Source organism: Rhodoferax sp. LS1R11 (genome assembly GCF_056521395.1).
Genome location: NZ_JBWMAW010000004.1, coordinates 1 through 20,277, shown reverse-complemented (window position 1 = coordinate 20,277; position 20,277 = coordinate 1). Strand labels below are relative to the sequence as shown.

The following is a 20,277-nucleotide window of genomic DNA, read 5'->3' as shown; positions in this document are numbered from 1 at the left end:
CTACAAAACTTCACTGGCAAAGTCAGCGAGCCTTGAGCGCTCGCCACGAGCGAGGGTAATGTGCCCGCCGTGCGGCCAGCCTTTGAATTTGTCCACAGCAAATGTCAATCCGGAGGAGCCTTCCGTCAAGTAAGGTGTATCAATCTGGGCCAGATTGCCCATGCAGATGATCTTTGTACCCGGGCCAGCTCGGGTAATCAAGGTTTTCATCTGTTTAGGGGTTAAATTTTGGGCCTCGTCGATGATGACGTACTTGTTGAGGAAGGTGCGACCGCGCATGAAATTCATGCTTTTTATCTTGATACGGCTCCGAATCAGTTCACTGGTGGCTGCACGTCCCCATTCGCCAGCGCTGGTATCGGTTTTTCCGAGAACCTCCAGGTTGTCATCGAGCGCACCCATCCAGGGGCCCATTTTTTCTTCTTCTGTGCCAGGCAGAAACCCGATGTCTTCGCCAACACTGACCGTGGCACGGGTCACAATAATTTCCGTGTAACGGCGGTCATCCAGCACCTGCGTCAATCCGGATGCCAGGGCCATCAAGGTCTTGCCTGTGCCCGCGGTGCCGGTTAAGGTCACGAAGTCAATTTCGGGGTCCATCAACAGATTCATCGCAAAGTTCTGTTCACGATTTCGAGTTGTGATTCCCCATACCGAGTTCTTTAGATGTGTGAAGTCTTTCAGCGTTTTGAAAACAGCTGTTTTGCCGCGAATTTCCGTAACCCGCGCATACAAACTCGGCTCTCCCGGGGATTCAAAGTACACAAACTGATTGATCAAAAGATTGGGAACAATCGGTCCCGTGATCCGGTAGAAAGTGTGGGCTCCTTGCTGCCAGCTTTCCACTGTTTTTCCATGAGTCGTCCAAAAATTCGCAGGCAGGGCGATGGCGCCGGCGTAGAGCAAGTCACCGTCTTCCAGTGTCTTGTCATTCTGGTAGTCGTCGGTGGCGAGTCCCAATGCGCGTGATTTGACACGCATATTGATGTCTTTGGAAACCAGAACCACTTCACGCGGGGCATGTTGTTGGCGCAAGGCTTCAACGACGCCCAGAATCTGATTGTCTGCCTTGCCTTGTGGCAGGCTGGTTGGCAAGGTGTAGTTCAACAGGGTCGTTTGGAAAAACAGCTTTCCTCCGGCTTCACGGTGTCCGGTACTGTTCAAAGGCAAGCCTGTCGTGATGTCTGCACCTTGATTGCCGGCCAGCGCGTCCAGCGTGCGACTGGTCTGACGTGCGTTGCGAGCGACCTCTGTCATGCCTTTTTTATGGGCGTCGAGTTCTTCCAGAACAATCATGGGAAGAAATATGTCGTGCTCTTCGAAGCGGAAGAGGCACATAGGGTCGTGCAGCAGGACGTTGGTGTCCAGTACAAACAGTTTGGTGGGACCCGTGTGTTTGACCTTCTTTGTCCTGATTTCGGCGGGCGCATCGGGCTCCGGTTGGCGTTTGCTCACCACGGAAGGGGTTGCCCGGGCTGTCTTGGCGCGGGCTTCAACCGGCGCTTTTTCCAAATAGGCCGAGGGATTGCTGGTCTCACTTAAATGCTCTGGCGCGCTGCGGGCCAGGGGTTTGGCAGATGGCGCTTCCTTTGCCGTCGGGGTCTCGGCTTTGCGTGCTTTGGGCTGATTCCGGGCTGGCACGTCGTAGTCCTGATCAGACAGCAGTGCGGCACGTTTGGCGGGGGCAGTGGGCAATGGCATAGGGTGTGTTGCTCGCAAAAAGTGGATAAGGTCCGGGCTTCAGAAACGAAAAAGCCGCCTTGAAACCAGGGCGGCTTTGATGGGGGGCACGATGGTCATTTTCAACGGCATGTAGCCATTATGCATAAACCAAAAGTCAATGTGTGCGGCCTTGCCGCACACCGCCCAAATACCTCGTCAGACCAGTGCGGCGGTTTTGTGCAATGCCTTGACGGCTATCAAAACGTCATCGACATGGCCTGGCACTTTCAGGCCGCGCCACTCTTCTTTGAGCATGCCGTCGGCGCCAATCAAAAAGGTACTGCGCTCAATGCCCTTCACCTTTTTGCCGTACATGATTTTGTTTTTGACGACGCCAAACATATGGCACATTTTCTCTTCGGTGTCGGCAATCAATTCAAACGGTAATTCCAGCTTGGCCTTGAATTCGTCGTGAGACTTCATGTTGTCGCGTGACACGCCAAACACGGTGGCGCCAGCTTTGACAAAGTCTTTGTACTTGTCGCGAAACTGCATGGCTTCAGTGGTGCAGCCCGGGGTGTTGTCCTTCGGGTAGAAGTACAGGATGATCGTTTTTCCGAGGTGAGACGTGTTGGAGACTTTGATGCCACTGGTGGCATTGGATTCAAATTCAGGGATGGGTTTATTGACAACAATCGCCATAGTTCTTAAATCTCGTTGGACAGGATGCGTCGTTCTCTCAAGTCGTGGGCAATATCCTGTGACAGCTCTCCGTAGCCCCCGACTGCAACCCATGATTTTACTCTGAAAACGGTTGTCAGCCCTGCGCAGGGCTGATAGTTTTAAATGGCGTTGATTTCGAGCAGCAGGGCGACGGCGACACGGCGTCCTTCACCGGCAAGAATGTTGTAGGTGCGGCAGGCCGCCTGTGTGTCCATCGTCTCAATCCCGATCTGGCGTTCAATAAGCGGCTTGATCCACGCACCTTGCGGGAAGCGGATTCGGTTGCCGCTACCGAAAATCACCAGTTCGGTGTTCAGCGCGGCCAATTGGGCAAAGTGTTCAGCTGTCAGGTCCTCGAAGCGATCGCAGACCCAGTCGAAGCGTTCTCCGCCGGATCCAATGATCACGCTGGTGGTGATTTTTTCGTTGCCGATGCCAATCCAGCCGGGGCCGTACCCTCTGATGGACTGCACGGAGATGACGTCGGGCTGTATCTTCATGTTGTAAAAGTTAGATTGCGGATGCTGCAGTGCGTCAGGAGTCCGCGGTCTACCGTGGAAATGTGGTCAAATTATAGGTTTCGCCCTGTACTGCTGACTCCCGGAGGGACTTTGAAAACCATTCAGAAATCTGCGAAGCTTGCCAACGTTCTGTACGACATCCGTGGTCCCATCATGGATGCCGCCAAGCAGATGGAAGACGAAGGCCAAAAGATCATCAAACTCAACCTGGGGAACCTGGCGGTGTTTGGCTTTGACGCGCCGGAAGAAATCCAGCAGGACATGATCCGCAACCTGCCCAATTCGGCCGGGTATTCGGACAGCAAAGGCATTTTTGCCGCCCGCAAGGCCGTGATGCACGAAACCCAGAAGCAGGGCATCGTGGGCGTGACGCTTGACGACATCTACCTGGGCAATGGCGCCAGTGAACTGATCACCATGGCCACCAACGCCTTGCTCGATACGGGTGACGAGTTGTTGCTGCCGATGCCCGATTACCCCTTGTGGACCGCTGCAACCAGCCTGTCCGGCGGTACGCCGGTGCATTACCTGTGTGACGAAGCCAATGGCTGGATGCCCAACCTGGACGACATCCGTGCCAAGATCACGCCGCGCACCAAGGGTATCGTGGTCATCAACCCCAACAACCCGACCGGGGTGATGTACGCCGATGCGTTGCTGGTCGCCATTGTCGGGATTGCGCGTGAATTCGGTCTGGTGATTTTTGCCGATGAGGTCTACGACAAGGTGCTGTATGACGGCATCAAGCACACGGCCATGGCGAGTTTGTCGACCGACGTGCTGACACTGACCTTCAATTCCCTGAGCAAAAGCTACCGTTCCTGCGGTTACCGCGCAGGCTGGATGGTGGTGTCAGGCGACAAGAAATGCGCGAGTGACTACATCGAGGGCCTGAACATGCTCTCGAACATGAAGCTCTGCTCCAACGTGCCGGGCCAGTGGGCGATTCAGACCGCACTGGGTGGCTACCAGAGCATCAATGACCTGGTGTGCGAGGGCGGACGCCTGCGCCGCCAGCGGGATCTGGCTTATGAGTTGATTACGGCTATTCCGGGGGTGAGCTGCGTCAAGCCGAGCGCGGCTTTGTACATGTTTCCCAAGCTCGATCCGGTGGTATATCCGATCAGCGATGACCGGCAGTTTTTCCTGGAGTTGCTCAAGGAAACGCGCGTGATGCTGGTGCAGGGCACGGGCTTCAACTGGCCGGATCCTGACCATTTCAGGATTGTGTTTTTGCCCCATGAAGATGATCTGCGTGAGGCCATTGCACGAATTGCCAAATTCCTTGAAGGCTATCGCAAACGGCACAGTAATTAATTTGCTATTTAATTGATAGCTGCCTGCGCAAGTAGCACGGGGGCTACAGGCTAATTTAACTTAAAAGACTATATGAAACCGATTCAAGTTGGCCTTCTGGGCATTGGTGTTGTGGGCTCGGGCACATTCAATGTGCTGAAGCGCAACCAGGAAGAAATCAAGCGCCGGGCTGGCCGTGGCATCGAGATCACCGTGGTGGCTGATCTGGATGTGGCGCGCGCGCAAAGCCTGGTGGACGACAGCGTGAAGGTGGTGAACGACGCCCGCGCCGTGATCGCCAACCCGGACATTGACATCGTGATCGAACTGATTGGCGGCTACGGCATTGCCAAGACGCTGGTGCTTGAAGCCATTGCGGCTGGCAAACACGTGGTCACGGCCAACAAGGCCTTGCTGGCCGTGCATGGCACCGAGATTTTTGCTGCGGCCTCCGCCAAAGGCGTGATGGTGGCGTTCGAAGCCGCGGTGGCGGGTGGCATTCCCATCATCAAGGCGCTGCGCGAAGGCCTGACCGCCAACAGCATCCAGTGGGTGGCGGGCATCATCAATGGCACGACCAACTTCATCTTGTCCGAAATGCGCGACAAGGGCCTGGACTTTGCCGTGGTACTCAAGGAAGCCCAGCGCCTGGGCTACGCCGAGGCGGACCCGACGTTTGATATCGAAGGCGTGGACGCTGCGCACAAGGTCACCCTGATGTCGGCCATTGCCTTTGGTATTCCGGTGCAGTTTGACAAGGCTTATGTGGAAGGCATCACCAAGCTGGGCGCCGCCGACATCAAATATGCCGAGCAGTTGGGCTACCGCATCAAGCTGTTGGGTATCACCAAGCGTACCGACAAGGGGATTGAGTTGCGCGTGCACCCCAGCCTGGTGCCGACCAAGCGCCTGATTGCCAATGTCGAAGGCGCCATGAACGCCGTCATGGTCCAGGGCGACGCCGTGGGCACGACGCTGTATTACGGCAAAGGTGCGGGCTCCGAGCCGACAGCCAGCGCGGTGATTGCGGATCTGGTGGACATCACGCGCCTGCACACGGCGGATGCGGCGCATCGCGTGCCGCACCTGGCCTTCCAGCCCAATGCCATGAGCAATCTGCCTTTGCTGCCCATGGGCGAGGTGGTCACCAGCTATTACCTGCGCCTGCGCGTGGCCGACGAGGCCGGTGTGCTGGCCAAGGTGACCGGCATCCTGGCGGATGCGGGCATCAGCATTGACGCGGTGTTGCAGCGCGAGGCTGACGAGGTGGGCGGCGAAGGCGCAACCTCTACGGACCTCATCATCCTCACGCACGACTGTGTCGAGGCCAAGATGAACGAGGCGCTGGTGCACATGCAAGGTCTGCCAACTGTGCTGGAGCCGATCACCCGCATTCGCAAGGAAGAGTTGGCCTGATGAAGTACATCTCCACCCGCGGCCACGCTGACCGCAAAAATTTTTGCGAAATCCTGCTTGAAGGTCTGGCCCCCGATGGGGGCCTGTACCTGCCGGAGCGTTATCCGCAGGTGGACGCCTCCATGCTCCTGAAGTGGCGTGCGGTCTACCGCGACCAGGGCTACGCCGCACTCGCGTTCGAGGTGCTGTCGCTCTACATTGACGACATTCCTTCGGCCGATCTCAAAGCCATTTGCAACAAGACCTACACCGAGGCAGTTTTTGGCACCCAAGCCATCGTGCCGCTCAAGAAGCTCGAAGAGGGTCTGCTGCTGGAGGCCCTGTCCAACGGTCCCACGCTGGCCTTCAAGGACATGGCCATGCAGTTGCTGGGCAACCTGTTTGAGTACGAGCTGGCACGCCGGGGTGAAGAACTCAATATCTTTGGCGCGACCAGTGGCGACACGGGCAGTGCGGCGGAATACGCCATGCGCGGCAAAAAAGGCGTGCGCGTCTTCATGACCAGTCCCTACGGCCGCATGAGCCCGTTCCAGCAGGCGCAGATGTTCAGCCTGATGGACGAGAACATCCACAACATCGCCGTGGACGGCGTGTTTGATGATTGCCAGGACATGGTCAAGGCGGTCTCCAACGATCTCGATTTCAAGCGCAAGTACAAGATTGGCACGGTCAACTCCATCAACTGGGCGCGTTTGATGGCGCAGGTGGTGTACTATTTTGCCGGCTATTTTCAGGCGACGCAGTCGAATGCCGAGCAAGTCAGCTTCACGGTGCCGTCGGGGAATTTTGGCAACGTCTGCGCGGGGCATGTGGCTCGCATGATGGGCTTGCCTGTTGCCAAGCTGGTGGTGGCGACCAATGAAAACGACGTGCTGGACGAATTTTTGCGCACGGGCGTGTACCGCGTGCGCGGCAGTGCAGATACGCACGAGACCTCCAGCCCGTCGATGGACATCTCCAAGGCCTCTAACTTCGAGCGCTTTGTTTTTGACCTGCTGGGGCGCGATGGTGACCGGGTCAAGGCGCTGTTTGGCGATGCTTTGGCCAAAGATGGCCGCTTTGACCTGGCCGGTGACCCGGCCTTCGGTCAGGCGGCTGCGCGCTATGGCTTTGCGAGTGGCAAGAGTACCCATGCCAACCGCCTGGCGACCATCAAAGATACCTTTGAGCGTTTTGGCGTGATGATCGACACCCACACCGCGGACGGCGTGAAAGTGGCGCGTGAGCACCTGCAGCCCGGTGTTCCGATGATCGTGCTGGAGACGGCCTTGCCCATCAAGTTTGCATCCACCATCGTCGAAGCACTGGGGCGTGAGCCCGACCGGCCCGCCAAATTCGAAGGCATTGAAGACTTGCCCAAACGCGTCACCCGCATGGCTGCCGATGCGGATGCGGTGAAAGCCTACATTTCGCATCACTGCGCATGAAGGTGGTCGGTTTTGCCGGGTATTCCGGTTCCGGCAAAACCACCCTGGTGGAGCGGCTGATTCCGGTTTTCCGGTTGATGGGACTGCGCGTCTCCGTCGTCAAGCATGCCCACCACCGGTTTGACATCGACCATGTTGGCAAAGATACTTTTCGCCACCGCGAGGCCGGGGCGTTTGAGGTCGTAGTGGCGTCAGACCAGCGGTTGGCCCTGATGCGCGAGTTTGAGCGCCCGATGCAACTGTCGGTGCATCAACTCATTGCCGAGCTGTATGAGGGGGTGGACTGGGTGCTGGTTGAAGGCTTCAAGGAGTCCGATCTGCTCAAGATCGAAGTGTGGCGCGCCGAGTCCAACAAACCTGCGCGCTACATGGAAGACGACTTTGTCGTTGCCATCGCCACGGACTCGCCCCAGGCGCTGCCCGATGAAACCTTGCGGCCTGTGCTGGATCTGAATGATCCCGGGGCGGTTGCGCACTGGTTGACGACTCATCAAGAGCGGTTTGAGTACCGTCTGGAGAATTTTGTATGAATGCACCCCGTTCACCCTTGAAGCCCCTGGATGAAGCCTTGGCCGAGTTGCTGGGCTTTGCCGTGGTGCTGGACGGGGTTGAATCGGTCTCGACCTTTGATGCCGATGGCCGTGTGCTGGCGCGAGACCTGGTCTCCGCCTTGCATGTGCCGCCGCAGGACAACAGCTCGATGGATGGTTATGCCGTGCACTGCGCGGATGTGCTGCAGGCGCAGTCACAAGGGCAGCCTGCCGTGCTGCAGGTCACGCAACGCATCGCGGCGGGGTCCGCTGGCGAGCCGCTGGGGCCGCTGACCGCCGCCCGCATCTTCACAGGTGCGCCGATTCCCCCGGGCGCCGACGCTGTGGTGATGCAGGAAGAGTGCGAAGTGCTGGACGGTGGCGCTGTGCGTTTGCAGGCCACCCCCGCTGCGGGCCAGTGGATTCGCCGTGCAGGGGAAGACGTGGCGCTGGGTGCTGTCGTGCTCTCAAAAGGAGAGCGCCTTTCGCCCGCTGCGCTTGGGCTGGCAGCCAGTATTGGTCTTAGTCACTTGCCGGTGGTCCGCCGTCCTCGCGTGGCCTTGTTTTCGACGGGTGATGAGCTGATGATGCCGGGCGCGGTGGCGCCTGAGCAGATGAAACCCGGTTCGATTTACAACTCGAACCGTTTCTTTTTACGGGCTTTGTTGGTGCGCCTGGGCTGCGAGGTGACCGACCTGGGCATCGTGCCGGACCGGTTGGATGCGACCGTCGATGCGCTCAAGAACGCGGCGCAAAGTCATGACCTGATTCTGACCAGCGGCGGTGTGTCGGTGGGAGAAGAAGACCACATCAAGCCCGCCGTGCAGGCCCTGGGTGCGTTGAACCTGTGGCAGATTGCCATCAAACCCGGCAAACCGTTTGCCTATGGCCGGGTCGATCAAACCCATTTCATCGGGCTGCCGGGCAACCCGGTGTCCAGCTTCATCACCTTCCTCTTGTTGGTGCGGCCTTTTCTGCTCAAGCTGCAAGGTGTTTCGCAGGTTGCTATTAATTCAGTAGCTACTCCCGCACATTTCACCTGGGCTAGAGCCGATAAACGTCGTGAATTCCTGCGGGTCAGACGCAATGCCGCCGGTGGTCTTGATCTGTTCCCCAACCAAAGCTCTGGTGTGTTGACGTCAGCCGTGTGGGGCGATGGTGTGGTGGACAATCCGTCCGGCCAAACCATTGCGCATGGCGATCTGGTTCGCTTTATTCCCTTTTCGGAGATGCTGGGATGAACGTCACAGTCAAATACTTTGCCTCCATCCGCGAGGCCGTGGGGGTGTCCAGTGAGCGGCGCGCCACCACGGCCGCGAACCTGACCGCGTTGCGGGACGAGTTGATCGCCCTGGGGGGCGTGTATGCCGAGAGCCTGGCGCGGGGGCGCGCGGTGCGCATGGCCCTCAATCAGGTCATGAGCGACGAGTCGGCCGCCCTGGTGGAGGGCGCTGAAGTTGCTTTTTTCCCGCCAGTCACAGGCGGCTGAGTCTCCCATGATTGACACCAAAGCACCTGCGGTCCGGGTAGTGATTCAAACCGGTGACTTTGATCTTGGCACCGAGATTGCCGCCTTGCGCGCCCATGACCCCCACGTGGGCGCCGTGTGCAGTTTTGTCGGCACGGTGCGTGACCGCACGGCGGGCACACCAGGCAGCATCAGCAGCATGGAGCTGGAGCATTACCCCGGCATGACCGAGAAATCCATCGAGGCCATGATTGACGAGGCGCTCCAGCGCTTTGATATTTTTGGCGCCCGGGTCATCCATCGCATTGGTGTGTTGCAGCCGCTGGACCAGATCGTCATGGTGGCGGTGACCTCGGCGCACCGGGGTGAGAGTTTTCAGGCCTGCGAATTCTTGATGGACTACCTCAAGACCCAAGCCCCGTTCTGGAAAAAAGAACAGATGCCCGACGGCGCCCGCTGGGTCGATGCGCGCGTGACGGATGACGCCGCGCTTGCCAAATGGGGCATCAAAGCCCGCAACGGCTGAAGGCGCCGGCAGGTTCCAACCTGCGCTTTTCTTGACTTTTATCAACAGATTGGCGCGGGCCACGGCCTTGAAAACCTGCTGCAAGCCTCAAGCTGCAGGTTAATTCAAAGGGACCGACATGCGAATCGAAAAACTCACCACCAAATTTCAGGAAGCCTTGGGCGAAGCCCAAACGCTGGCGCTGGGCAATGACCACGCCTACATCGAACCCGCCCATGTGCTGGTGGCGATGCTGCGCCAGGACGATGGTCCCAAAGCCCTGTTGCAGCGCGCCGGGGTGAACGTGGCGGGACTGCTGGCCGCTGCCGAGACCGCCATGAAGAAACTGCCCCAGGTGCAGGGCCATGAGCAGGTGCAGGTGGGCCGCGACATGGTCACGCTGCTGCAGGCCGCCGAGAAGGAGTCCATCAAACGCGGTGACCAGTTTGTGGCGGGCGAGTTGTTCCTGCTGGCGTTGACCGACAGCAAGCAGGACATCGGGCGTATCGTCAAGGAAAACGGCCTGACCCGCAAGTCGCTGGAAAGCGCGATTGATGCCGTACGTGGAGGACAAAACGTGGACAGTGCCGATGCCGAAGACCAGCGCGAATCGCTCAAAAAATACTGTATTGACCTGACCGAGCGCGCCCGCATGGGCAAGCTGGACCCCGTGATCGGGCGGGACGATGAAATTCGTCGTGCCATTCAGGTACTGCAGCGCCGCACCAAGAACAACCCCGTGCTCATTGGCGAGCCCGGCGTGGGCAAGACCGCCATTGTGGAAGGCTTGGCCCAGCGCATCGTGGCTGGCGAGGTGCCGGACTCACTCAAGGGCAAGCGTGTCTTGTCATTGGACATGGCAGCGCTGCTGGCGGGTGCCAAGTTTCGTGGTGAGTTTGAAGAGCGCCTGAAAAACGTGCTCAAGGACTTGGCCAAGGACGAAGGCCAGACCATTGTGTTCATTGACGAACTGCACACCATGGTGGGCGCTGGCAAGGCTGAAGGCGCGATGGACGCCGGCAATATGCTCAAACCCGCGCTGGCTCGCGGTGAGTTGCACTGTGTGGGCGCCACCACGCTGGATGAGTACCGCAAGTACATCGAAAAAGACGCCGCGCTGGAGCGCCGCTTCCAGAAAATTCTGGTGGGTGAGCCCACCGTGGAAGCCACCATCGCCATTTTGCGTGGCTTGAAAGAGCGTTACGAGTTGCACCACGGCGTGAACATCACCGACCCGGCCATCGTGGCGGCCGCCGAGCTCAGCCACCGCTACATCACCGACCGGTTCCTGCCGGACAAGGCGATTGACCTGATTGATGAGGCGGCGTCCAAGATCAAGATCGAGATGGACTCCAAACCCGAGGTGATGGACAAGCTGGACCGTCGTTTGATTCAACTGCAGATCGAGCGCGAAGCCGTCAAGAAGGAAAAGGACGAGGCGTCGCAAAAACGCTTCGAGCTGATCAATGAAGAAATCGGCACGCTGCAAAAAGAGATTGCCGATTACGACGAAATCTGGAAAACCGAAAAAGCCAGTGCGCAGGGCAGCGCCCAGGTGCGTGAAGACATTGACAAGCTCAAGTTCCAGATCGAAGAGCTGACCCGCAAGGGCGACTTCAACAAGGTGGCCGAGCTGCAATACGGCAAGCTGCCCGAACTGGAAAAGCGCCTGCAGGAAGTGCAGGCCAAAGAAGCAACACGGGGCGAGGGCGCACCTGCGCGCCTGCTGCGCACCCAGGTGGGCGCGGAAGAGATCGCTGAAGTGGTGAGTCGCGCCACCGGCATTCCCGTGAGCAAGATGATGCAGGGCGAGCGTGACAAGTTGCTGCAGATGGAAGACAAGCTGCACCAGCGCGTGGTCGGGCAGGATGAAGCCATCACCGCCGTGGCCAATGCCATTCGCCGTTCACGCGCCGGCCTGAGCGACCCGAATCGCCCCACCGGCTCGTTCCTGTTCCTTGGGCCTACAGGCGTGGGCAAGACCGAGCTGTGCAAGGCATTGGCCGGTTTCCTGTTTGACTCGGAAGACCACCTGATTCGCATCGACATGAGCGAGTTCATGGAGAAACATTCGGTCGCCCGTCTCATTGGCGCGCCGCCGGGCTATGTGGGTTACGAGGAGGGCGGTTACCTGACCGAAGCCGTGCGTCGCAAGCCCTACAGCGTGTTGCTGCTGGACGAGGTGGAAAAAGCCCATCCCGATGTGTTCAACGTGCTGTTGCAGGTGCTGGACGATGGCCGGTTGACGGACGGACAGGGCCGCACCGTTGACTTCAAGAACACCGTGATTGTGATGACCAGCAACATTGGTTCGCACCTGATCCAGAGCATGGTGGGCCAGGACCCGGAGGACATCAAGGAAGCTGTGACGGGTGAGTTGCGTAACCACTTCCGGCCCGAGTTCCTGAACCGCATTGATGAAACCGTGGTGTTCCACGCGTTGGACGCGACCCATATTGCCGAGATTGCGGGTATCCAGATTCAGGTGTTGCAGGCCCGCCTGGCCAAGATGGACCTGACGCTGGAGGTGTCACCTGCGGCGCTGGCCGAGTTGGCCAAGGTCGGTTTTGATCCGGTGTTTGGCGCGCGGCCGTTGAAACGTGCGATTCAGCAACGGATTGAAAACCCTTTGTCCAAATTGCTGCTGGAAGGCAGATTTTTGCCCAAAGACGTCATTCCGGTCAATGTGGACCCGATCCGCTCGCCGGGGCAATTCAGCTTTGAGCGCGTGGTCGGCTGACCGGTTCCAAGCAGTCCGCTGCTGAGCGTCAATACGTCGCGGCGGATAGGGTGAGCGTGACCCGGGTTCCGGTTTCTGGCGAGCTGCTGACTTGAACCTCGCAGCCATGCAGTTCCACAATGCGTTTGACAATGGCCAATCCCAGGCCCTTGCCACCTTCACCTGTGGCAGGGGCGACACTTTGCCGGCTCTGGTAGAAACGGTCGAAGAGGTGGGGTAAGTCGGCCGGCGCCATGCCGGGCCCGGTGTCGCTGACCGACACCTGAGAACCTAGGCGCCACTTTGCACGGCATCCAGCGTGATGGTGGCGTTGGCAGGGCAAAATTTCAGGGCGTTATCGACCAGGTTGGCAATGGCACGCTCAAACAACTGCACATCTACCGCTGCCAATGGGGCCGCGGCTCCCACGCCTGGGATACCGGGGAAGGCGATGATGCCATGCAACAGATTGAATGCACACAGGCGCGCCCCGACCAGTTGGCCGAGCAACGCGAGTTGCTGAACCAGACCATGCTGCGCATTGCCACCCTGCCGAAAGGCCTGCGCGATGTCATGGAATTCCGCGTGTTGCAGGACGAGTCGTCAGAGGCGGTGTGCCAGCGCCTGGACATCAGCGAAGCCAGCCTCTTTGTACGCTTGTACCGCGCCAGAAAGCAGTTGCTGTGCTGAGATGAAAATTACATAGGGTATCCCCTATGTTGCACGCCTTAGGGAGGTCCTTGCATAATATTAACTTATATATTTAAGTTGAAAGTAGTTTTCATGCGATTCAAGAATGCAATGATGCCACTCAGTGGTGCTGTATTGTTGGCACTGTCAGCCGGTGTGTACGCTGACGATCTGGTGGTGAAAATTGGTCATAGTGGGCCTCTCTCCGGCTCCAATGCGTTTGCTGGTAAAGACAATGAAAACGGCGTGCGTCTGGCGATTGAAGAACTCAACCGCAAGAAAATTACCGTGTCGGGCAAGACCGTCAAGTTTGAGTTGCAGTCCGAAGATGACCAGTGTGACCCCAAGTCTGGCGTCAGCGTGGCGCAGAAGTTTGTGGACAGTGGCGTCAAGTTCGTCATGGGGCCTTACTGTTCCGGTGTTGCCATTCCCGCCTCAAGGGTCTACAGCAACGACGACGTGATGATGTCCACCGTGGGCACCAACCCCAAAGTTACCCAGGGCGGCTACAAAAACCTGTACCGCATCGTGGCGGGCGACTCCCAAATTGGCTCCAGCATGGCGGCCTACGCGGCCAAAGTGCTCAAGGTCAAGTCCGTCGGCGTGATTGATGACCGCACCGCTTTCGGTCAGGGTGTGGCAGAGGAGTTCGTCAAGGAAGCCAAGAACCTGGGTCTTACCGTTGTGGGGCAAGAGTTCACCACGGACAAGGCGACAGACTTCACCGCCATCCTGACCAACCTGAAGGCGAAGAAGCCCGAAGTGATCTTCTTTGGTGGCTATGCGCCCCAAGCTGCTCCCATGGTCCGCCAGATGAAACAACTCGCACTCTCCGCCAAACTGCTGGGTGGCGACACCTTGTGCAGCCCGGAGATGGGCAAACTTGGCGGCGAGGCGGTGAACGACGTCGTGTTCTGCGCACAAGGTGGCTCCATTCTCGACAAAACCACCGATGGCCCGGCGTTCAAGGCGAAATACAAAAAGCGCTTCAACCTGGATGCCGATGTTTACGCGGTCTCGTTTTTTGACCAAATGATGTTCATCGGCGAATCCATGCAGAAAGCCAACTCGGTTGACCCGGTCAAGGTCGGTGCAGAGATGCACAAGTCGAGCTACAAAGGCGTTGCTGGTACATACGCCTACGACGACAAAGGCAACCTGAAGCAGGCCCCCGTCACGGTCTACAACTACAAAAATGCGGTGGCCGTGCCTTTGACGAGCTACTGATGTAACGTCATGTCGCTTCACGGCGTTTGAAAGATCAGGGCAGTGCAAACTGTCCTTTTTTATGGGCGTCCGTTTTGCCCGCGGGATAATATGCCCCATGCCATCCGACCGCAGTCCCCCCTCCTGGCCTGCCAAAAACACCACTTCAATCATTGTGCTCGGCCATTTCCGTCCGTGCCTGACACTGCAAACCCTAGGTCGTGGCGACGGTTTGCTGGGGTTGATGCCTGTTGGAAAACTCGGGCCACGGGGCGACAGCGTGACCCTGGCCCAGATCGACTGGACCTACGTCACGGAGACAGGCGTTCCCTGGCAAACGCCCGCGCCTAACTCGGTGCTTCATAAACGCCCCCCGACGACCCAATCGGTGCCAGGTGCCGATGCTGAGGTCGTGTGGATGCGACGCAATCTGGCTGCCGAGTCGGATGCCATGGACCTGGTGTGGGAGTTGGGCCTGACGCCGGTTCCTGCATCCGCCTTTCAGTGGCGCGATCCGGAAAGCGGCGCCACTTTTCTGGATGGCTGGACGCTGGTGCAGGAAGACTTTTTTGGCGATTTTTGGGCCGAACAAGTGCCACGCCTTCAGGCCCTGGGCTGGGCGGTGGTGGTGAAACCCGGCTTCGCGCATGAAAGTGTGCCGGTCTTGGCGTGGCGACTTGTCGTGAACCCCGACACGGGTGAGCTGCTTGGCAAAGAGCCGGGCGCCCAGTTGGCGCCAGCACCGCGCGACATTGAAAAACTGCAGTTGCCGGCGCGAGAAGGCGCTTGGTTGTTGAGCCTGGGTATTGACATTGATGGTCAAACGCTGGACCTGGCCCCGATGCTGGCCGATCTGTTGCGGCGTGACGCCCGCTGGCTGAGCGCCCAGCAAATTGCGGATATTGATGACTTGGCCGTCATCGTGCTGCGCGCCCCCGGCGGCAAGCGTATCGATGCGCCCGCCGCGCCGCTGAAAGCCATCATTGGCGCCATGGTGGACCTGCTGACCGATCCGCGTCGGGCACACAACCCGGCCGGCCCGCTACACCTGAACGCCTGGGACGCCCAGCGCCTGGACGCACTGCGCGCGAACTTGCAGAGCAGCCAATCGGCAGGCGCGCACAAGTCGTGGCAGTTGCAGGGCGAAGAGGGTCTGCGCAGCCTTGCGCAGCGTCTCAAAACCACCGGTATACCCCAGCCCGTCTTGGCGCCACAGGGGCTGAGGGTTCAACTGCGCCCCTATCAATTGCATGGAGTGGCTTGGTTGCAATACCTGCGGGAACAGCACCTGGGTGGCATTCTGGCGGACGACATGGGGCTGGGCAAAACCGCCCAGGCGCTGGCCCATGTGTTGCTGGAGAAGCAGGCGGGTCGCCTGGACTTGCCCGCTCTGGTGGTGGTGCCCACCTCGCTGATCTTCAATTGGCAACAGGAAGCCCGGCGCATGGCGCCTGACTTGCGGTTGCTGACCTTGCATGGCCCGGCCCGGGACGAGGACTTTGTCCGCATCGGCGAACATGACCTGGTGCTCACCACCTATCCTTTGCTGTGGCGCGACATGGAGCGGCTGCGCGCCCAGTGCTACCACCTGTTGATTCTCGATGAGGCGCAAATGGTGAAAAACGCCGCAGGCCGCAGTGCCCGCGCCTTGCGTCGTTTGCAGGCCAGACACCACCTGTGCCTGACCGGCACACCGCTGGAAAACCACTTGGGTGAACTGTGGGCCCAGTTCGATTTTTTGATGCCTGGCTTTTTAGGCGATGCGCGCAGCTTTGCCCGCAATTGGCGCAAGCCCATTGAAGAGAATGGCGAGACCCTGCGTGCCCAACTGCTGGCCCAGCGCGTGCGCCCCTTCATCATGCGGCGCCGAAAAATGGACGTGGCCGCCGAGCTGCCGCCCAAGACCGAAGCCATTGTTCGCGTACAACTGCAGGGCCAGCAGCGTGAGCTTTACGAGGGTGTGCGTGCGGCGGCCGATGAGCAAGTGCGCCGCGTCCTGAAACGCCAGAGTTTCAAAGGCGCGCAAATCACCATTCTGGATGCGCTGCTCAAGCTGCGCCAGGTCTGCTGCGACCCCTGGCTTCTGAAGGGCCGCAACACACCCGAAACCATGGAGCGTGCCAAGCTTGATTGGTTGAGCGATATGCTGCCCGTGATGGTGGAGGAGGGCCGCCGTGTGCTGGTGTTTTCGCAGTTCACGGAAATGCTGGACCTCATTGCCGACGAGTTGTTGGTCCTGAACCTGCCTTTTCTGAGCCTCACCGGCAAGACACCAACCCGCCAACGCGGCGCCGTTGTGCAGCAGTTTCAGACCGGACAGGCACCTGTTTTTCTGGTCAGTCTGAAAGCGGGGGGGGTTGGCCTGAACCTGACGTCTGCCGACACCGTTATTCATATGGACCCTTGGTGGAATCCCGCCGTGCAGGAGCAGGCCACGGCCCGCGCCCACCGCCTGGGGCAGGAGCAACCGGTGTTTGTTTACCAGCTGGTGGTGGACGGTAGCATTGAAGAACGCATGCTGGAACTGCAGGCGCGCAAACAGGCCCTGACAGAGGGGGTGCTGGGTTTTGATGCTGCGACCGCCATCAAATTCAACCAAGATGACCTGGAAGCCTTGCTGGCGCCGCTGGCCTGACCACTACACTTCAGTCTTACCTCAATGCTACCCTTGTATTAATCGAAAAAAATGGAATTCTTTACGCTGCTGGCCCTGATGGCCATGGGTACTTTTACCCTCAAAAAAATAGACCAGAACCGACGCATTGCCCTCCTAGGTCGTTACCTCGGCAAACACCAGATTGAAAAGCTGATGGAAAGCCTGACCGAGGGCTACCTGCGGGCGCTGAGCGAGAACGATCCCGAACGCCAGGAGCAAGTCTGGAACCATTTGACGACCGCGGAGACGGCACTGAGCACACAGTTCAATCGTTTCGTGGCGGAGTTTGCCGAGGTGGACGAGGCACAAGCGCGGGTGAGCAAGTTTGCTTTTGCCATTCCCTTTGCCGACAAGCTGTTTCCCGACGCCACGTTTGACGTGCGCAAAGCCTTGAGCATCCACGCGCACGGTATCGCCAACGCCGCGAACAACAGTCTGAATCAAACGCCAAAAAACAAGGCATTCACCTTGTCTGCTGAGCTTTTTTTGATGCAGCACACCTGTCATTGGTACTGCCGCTCCAAAACACTGGCTTCGGCACGGTTGCTCGCGCGGCATAAGACCACGTATGCGCAGGTGTTGGCGTCGGTGGCCCCCGAGACACGGCGTGCTTATGGCGCCTTGGTCACATCCCCATCAACCGGGAGTAAATGAATGCCCGCAACCGAAATCTTCGTCACCTCTGTCGGCAAAGTTGGCGACAAGGAAATGTTGATTCCAACCGGCAAGCAAGGCAGCTTCTTTCCACACGTTCAGGATTGGGTGACAGTAAAACTCAAGGCCAAAGCTTCTGTTAAAGACATCAGCACCTCCGTCCTTGTGAAAGGCATCAAACAATGGGCTGTGTTTGAGGAAAGAGCCGGTTCAAAAACAATTCGAACCGTCTTCAAAATCACGTGACCCGCATGTCAAAAATAACCAAAATAGAATTGCCCACGCCCAGCGGTGCCGAACTGAAGGCGGCACGACTGCATGCTGGATTGAATCAGGTTGAAGCGGCAGAACTCATGGGCTACCCGGTTCAAGCCGGCAGCAGGGGCGGGATGCAGTCACGGACCTGGCAGGCGCTGGAGAGTTTGACCGATGAGCGAAATATGCCAGGCCCGGTTTATGCATTGTTCTTGCTGCTCACGCATCAGCATCCTGCGTTTTTGTTAACGCCCATTGTCAAAGATACCGACCGTACAGATGTCGACGTTGTGTAACCAGATCAGCTTCAATAGATGTTGACAAGCTCCATGAGTGGGGAAGTCGGCCAAAAGCTGAAGCTACTACAATCTCAGCCATGCGCAAATGGCTAGCCATCCTTCTGTTGATGATGATCCCGTTGCAGTTCACATGGGCTGCAACCAGTGCTTATTGTCAGCATGAAAAGGGGGTTTCCATTCAGCATGTGGGGCATCATGGTCATCAGCATCAAAAGCTGTCCAGTGAACGCTCCGCTCCGGATCAGGCCAAGCCCGGCGGTCTCGATTTGGACTGTGGCACTTGCCACGCGGGTTGTTCATTTGCCGTGACATCTGTTGTGGGTAACTCGGTGCTTTCGACCTCAGCTGAGATTGAGGCCAGTACCGAACGCCTTCGGACATCTCCTCCTCTCAAAGTACCAGATCGCCCCCAATGGATTTCCCGGTCCTGACCGGGGGCTAATCTTTCGTTTTTAGCGTTCATTTGTCGCCAGGGTGCACGTCGCCTCACGCTGCTATTGGCCAACGAACGGAACGCATTCAATATCCCCAATGCCGTGCTGATCAGCACTGCCGGTCAGCGTACAAGAGTCTGTACGCACGGAATGCAACGGGTCAGCCCATAAAGCTGGCATTGCAAGAAACTCCTGGAATGGCTGGCTATGTATCAATTTGGGTTTACTCCCTTCCCGCGCTTGTGGTGGCTTTCGGTCGTCGCTCTATTAATGTCCATCCAATCCAGACAAAGTCATCGCACAACGGAGACTGAGTCATGAAAGCTGGGTGGAACACGCTACTGCTCGCATGGCTGGTATCCGTGGTTGCAACCATGGGGGCGCTTTTTATAGGCGAAGTCATGATGATCCCACCCTGCAATTTATGCTGGTACCAACGGATTTTCATGTTTCCTATGGCGATCATTCTCGGATTGGCATGCTTTAGCGACGACCGGCGCGGCGCCGTGTATGCCATGCCGTTTGCGTTGGGTGGCTGGGCTGTTGCCGCTTACCACACCCTGCTGATTGCAGGGGTCATTCCCAAAGGGTGGATTCCCTGTGGCACCGGTGTGTCGTGCACAGACCAAAAGCTTGAAATTTTGGATGGCATACAAATTCCCTGGCTTTCGGTCATTGCCTTCACCACCGTCCTGAGCTTGCTTACTTTTTTTCTCAAAAAAACTTCCAAATGAAATCCGAAAAACTCACCGTCTCTATCCTTCTGGTCATCGTCGTGGCCTTCTTTGCATTTGGCATGTATTCCTACAACCAGCGTGTCAAAAATTCACAAATGGACAAAGTTAGTCATGCAGAAAATCGCTTGGTTCGTATGCATTCTCCTGTTCTTGGCCCCGCCGATGCACCCGTCACCATCGTTGAATTTTTTGATCCGGCTTGCGAAACATGCCGAGAGTTCTATCCCATTGTCAAAGACGTGATGAAGAAATACCCGAACGATGTTCGTCTGGTGCTACGGTACGCACCCTTTCATGCGGGCTCTGACAAAGTCATTAAATTGCTGGAGGCCTCCAAACTTCAGGGCAAATACTGGCAAGTCCTTGAGGCCGTCCTGGCTGCACAACCCGCCTGGGCCTCCCACGGCCAGCCGAACATTGATCTGGCCTACCAGGCCGCATCTGAAGTGGGCCTGGACATAAAAAAGGCGCTGACGGATGCCCAAGCGCCGAAGGTGGAGGCGGCACTGAAGCAAGACGTAGAGGATCTCACTGCCCTGGAAGTCACCAAAACACCGACGCTCTTTGTCAACGGCAAAGGCTTGTCAAGCTTGGGACCCGATCAACTTGCTTCACTGGTAGCGGAACAAGTTGCCAAGATCAAAAAGTAGCATGAGCGCAACAGCCATGACGTCACTTCCTATGGGAAGGTCACATATCGTGCTGAATGGTGGTCTGAAGATGAAGCATGGGTTGGTGAAACACTTTCAACGCCGATTGTGGGTACCCGTCATGGCGACTTTGCTGCTTGGATACCCAGGGATTGACGTGTGGGCTGCACCAGGCGTCAAACCGCCTGTGCGAACCCCGCAAGCCAGTGACGGCGTGGCTGAGACGCGGTTGATTGACATTTACCGCCTGATTGGTAGTGCAAACACCCGTGATGCCTTGCGCAAGGCGGAAAAGCTGGTCGCTGATTACCCTAAGGCAATGCTGATTAAGGTCCACGCCACCCGAGGGTGAAACGTTACATGTCAATGAAACAACAAACCTTGGCGATGGCCGCCGATCAAGGCTCAGGATACGAGCAGTACCGCAAG

23 protein-coding genes are annotated in these 20,277 nt (G+C 57.9%); 18 read left to right on the top strand and 5 right to left on the bottom strand.

Translation table 11 applies throughout. The annotated features are described in order from the left end of the window. The 3 genes from AC097N_RS06695 to AC097N_RS06685 form a co-directional block, all read right to left on the bottom strand. Window positions 1-1,701, bottom strand: a complete 1,701-nt coding sequence (locus tag AC097N_RS06695) for a PhoH family protein (RefSeq protein ID WP_479580123.1) — start codon at window positions 1,699-1,701, stop codon at window positions 1-3. A gap of 177 nt (window positions 1,702-1,878) precedes the next feature. Further along, window positions 1,879-2,364, bottom strand: coding sequence for a peroxiredoxin (locus tag AC097N_RS06690; protein WP_479580122.1), 486 nt, complete (start codon window positions 2,362-2,364; stop codon window positions 1,879-1,881). 140 nt (window positions 2,365-2,504) lie between these two features. Continuing rightward, window positions 2,505-2,885 carry an Mth938-like domain-containing protein gene (locus AC097N_RS06685; protein ID WP_479580121.1) on the bottom strand — a complete coding sequence of 127 codons (381 nt, stop codon included), beginning with the start codon at window positions 2,883-2,885 and terminating at the stop codon, window positions 2,505-2,507. Window positions 2,886-2,996: 111 nt separating this feature from the next. Here AC097N_RS06685 and AC097N_RS06680 point away from each other — a divergent pair, with 111 nt between their 5' ends. The 8 genes from AC097N_RS06680 (at window position 2,997) to clpB (ending at window position 12,288) form a co-directional block, all read left to right on the top strand. Then, complete coding sequence (locus AC097N_RS06680) at window positions 2,997-4,223, top strand: pyridoxal phosphate-dependent aminotransferase (RefSeq protein ID WP_479580120.1); 1,227 nt, start codon at window positions 2,997-2,999, stop codon at window positions 4,221-4,223. Between the two features lie 72 nt (window positions 4,224-4,295). After that, the gene (locus AC097N_RS06675) at window positions 4,296-5,618 is read left to right on the top strand and encodes a homoserine dehydrogenase (protein WP_479580119.1); all 1,323 of its coding nucleotides are present in this window, start codon (window positions 4,296-4,298) and stop codon (window positions 5,616-5,618) included. Continuing rightward, entirely contained in the window at window positions 5,618-7,045 is a 1,428-nt protein-coding gene (gene thrC / locus AC097N_RS06670) for a threonine synthase (RefSeq protein WP_479580118.1), read from the top strand. Before AC097N_RS06675 ends, thrC begins: the two co-directional genes overlap by 1 nt. Continuing rightward, complete coding sequence (mobB, locus tag AC097N_RS06665) at window positions 7,042-7,575, top strand: molybdopterin-guanine dinucleotide biosynthesis protein B (protein WP_479580117.1); 534 nt, start codon at window positions 7,042-7,044, stop codon at window positions 7,573-7,575. The genes thrC and mobB overlap by 4 nt, the downstream gene beginning before the upstream one ends. Beyond that, window positions 7,572-8,816 carry a molybdopterin molybdotransferase MoeA gene (locus AC097N_RS06660; protein WP_479580116.1) on the top strand — a complete coding sequence of 415 codons (1,245 nt, stop codon included), beginning with the start codon at window positions 7,572-7,574 and terminating at the stop codon, window positions 8,814-8,816. The genes mobB and AC097N_RS06660 overlap by 4 nt, the downstream gene beginning before the upstream one ends. Beyond that, on the top strand, window positions 8,813-9,064 hold the full coding sequence (locus AC097N_RS06655; RefSeq protein WP_479580115.1) for a MoaD/ThiS family protein: 252 nt from the start codon (window positions 8,813-8,815) through the stop codon (window positions 9,062-9,064). The genes AC097N_RS06660 and AC097N_RS06655 overlap by 4 nt, the downstream gene beginning before the upstream one ends. Before the next feature lie 7 nt (window positions 9,065-9,071). Next, window positions 9,072-9,569 carry a molybdenum cofactor biosynthesis protein MoaE gene (locus tag AC097N_RS06650; RefSeq protein ID WP_479580114.1) on the top strand — a complete coding sequence of 166 codons (498 nt, stop codon included), beginning with the start codon at window positions 9,072-9,074 and terminating at the stop codon, window positions 9,567-9,569. Window positions 9,570-9,687: 118 nt separating this feature from the next. Continuing rightward, complete coding sequence (gene clpB, locus AC097N_RS06645; protein ID WP_479580113.1) at window positions 9,688-12,288, top strand: ATP-dependent chaperone ClpB; 2,601 nt, start codon at window positions 9,688-9,690, stop codon at window positions 12,286-12,288. 28 nt (window positions 12,289-12,316) lie between these two features. Here the strand turns inward: clpB and AC097N_RS06640 are convergent, their stop codons facing one another. Together AC097N_RS06640 and AC097N_RS06635 are read right to left on the bottom strand one after the other, a co-directional pair. Continuing rightward, window positions 12,317-12,550: an ATP-binding protein gene (locus AC097N_RS06640; RefSeq protein WP_479580112.1), complete on the bottom strand. Its 234-nt coding sequence runs from the start codon at window positions 12,548-12,550 to the stop codon at window positions 12,317-12,319. Between the two features lie 8 nt (window positions 12,551-12,558). Continuing rightward, on the bottom strand, window positions 12,559-12,732 hold the full coding sequence (locus tag AC097N_RS06635) for a hypothetical protein (protein ID WP_479580111.1): 174 nt from the start codon (window positions 12,730-12,732) through the stop codon (window positions 12,559-12,561). On the opposite strand from AC097N_RS06635, the gene AC097N_RS06630 reads away from it, so the two are divergent. The 10 genes from AC097N_RS06630 to AC097N_RS06585 all read left to right on the top strand — a co-directional run bounded on the left by AC097N_RS06630 (window position 12,727) and on the right by AC097N_RS06585 (window position 20,200). Next, a complete protein-coding gene (locus tag AC097N_RS06630; protein WP_479580110.1) occupies window positions 12,727-12,957 on the top strand; it encodes an RNA polymerase sigma factor in 231 nt (76 codons plus the stop codon). The genes AC097N_RS06635 and AC097N_RS06630 overlap by 6 nt on opposite strands. Before the next feature lie 93 nt (window positions 12,958-13,050). Then, the gene (locus tag AC097N_RS06625; RefSeq protein WP_479580109.1) at window positions 13,051-14,184 is read left to right on the top strand and encodes a branched-chain amino acid ABC transporter substrate-binding protein; all 1,134 of its coding nucleotides are present in this window, start codon (window positions 13,051-13,053) and stop codon (window positions 14,182-14,184) included. A gap of 97 nt (window positions 14,185-14,281) precedes the next feature. After that, complete coding sequence (locus tag AC097N_RS06620) at window positions 14,282-16,798, top strand: DEAD/DEAH box helicase (protein ID WP_479580108.1); 2,517 nt, start codon at window positions 14,282-14,284, stop codon at window positions 16,796-16,798. Window positions 16,799-16,849: 51 nt separating this feature from the next. Next, window positions 16,850-17,473: a hypothetical protein gene (locus AC097N_RS06615; RefSeq protein ID WP_479580107.1), complete on the top strand. Its 624-nt coding sequence runs from the start codon at window positions 16,850-16,852 to the stop codon at window positions 17,471-17,473. Beyond that, on the top strand, window positions 17,474-17,719 hold the full coding sequence (locus tag AC097N_RS06610; protein WP_479580106.1) for a hypothetical protein: 246 nt from the start codon (window positions 17,474-17,476) through the stop codon (window positions 17,717-17,719). Between the two features lie 5 nt (window positions 17,720-17,724). Next, entirely contained in the window at window positions 17,725-18,024 is a 300-nt protein-coding gene (locus AC097N_RS06605; RefSeq protein WP_479580374.1) for a helix-turn-helix domain-containing protein, read from the top strand. Between the two features lie 80 nt (window positions 18,025-18,104). Continuing rightward, window positions 18,105-18,458, top strand: coding sequence for a cation efflux protein, CzcI family (gene czcI / locus AC097N_RS06600; protein WP_479580105.1), 354 nt, complete (start codon window positions 18,105-18,107; stop codon window positions 18,456-18,458). 320 nt (window positions 18,459-18,778) lie between these two features. Beyond that, on the top strand, window positions 18,779-19,195 hold the full coding sequence (locus AC097N_RS06595) for a disulfide bond formation protein B (protein ID WP_479580104.1): 417 nt from the start codon (window positions 18,779-18,781) through the stop codon (window positions 19,193-19,195). After that, entirely contained in the window at window positions 19,192-19,848 is a 657-nt protein-coding gene (locus tag AC097N_RS06590) for a DsbA family protein (RefSeq protein ID WP_479580103.1), read from the top strand. The genes AC097N_RS06595 and AC097N_RS06590 overlap by 4 nt, the downstream gene beginning before the upstream one ends. A 16-nt stretch (window positions 19,849-19,864) precedes the next feature. After that, the gene (locus tag AC097N_RS06585) at window positions 19,865-20,200 is read left to right on the top strand and encodes a hypothetical protein (RefSeq protein ID WP_479580102.1); all 336 of its coding nucleotides are present in this window, start codon (window positions 19,865-19,867) and stop codon (window positions 20,198-20,200) included. The last annotated feature ends 77 nt before the right edge of the window (window positions 20,201-20,277 follow it).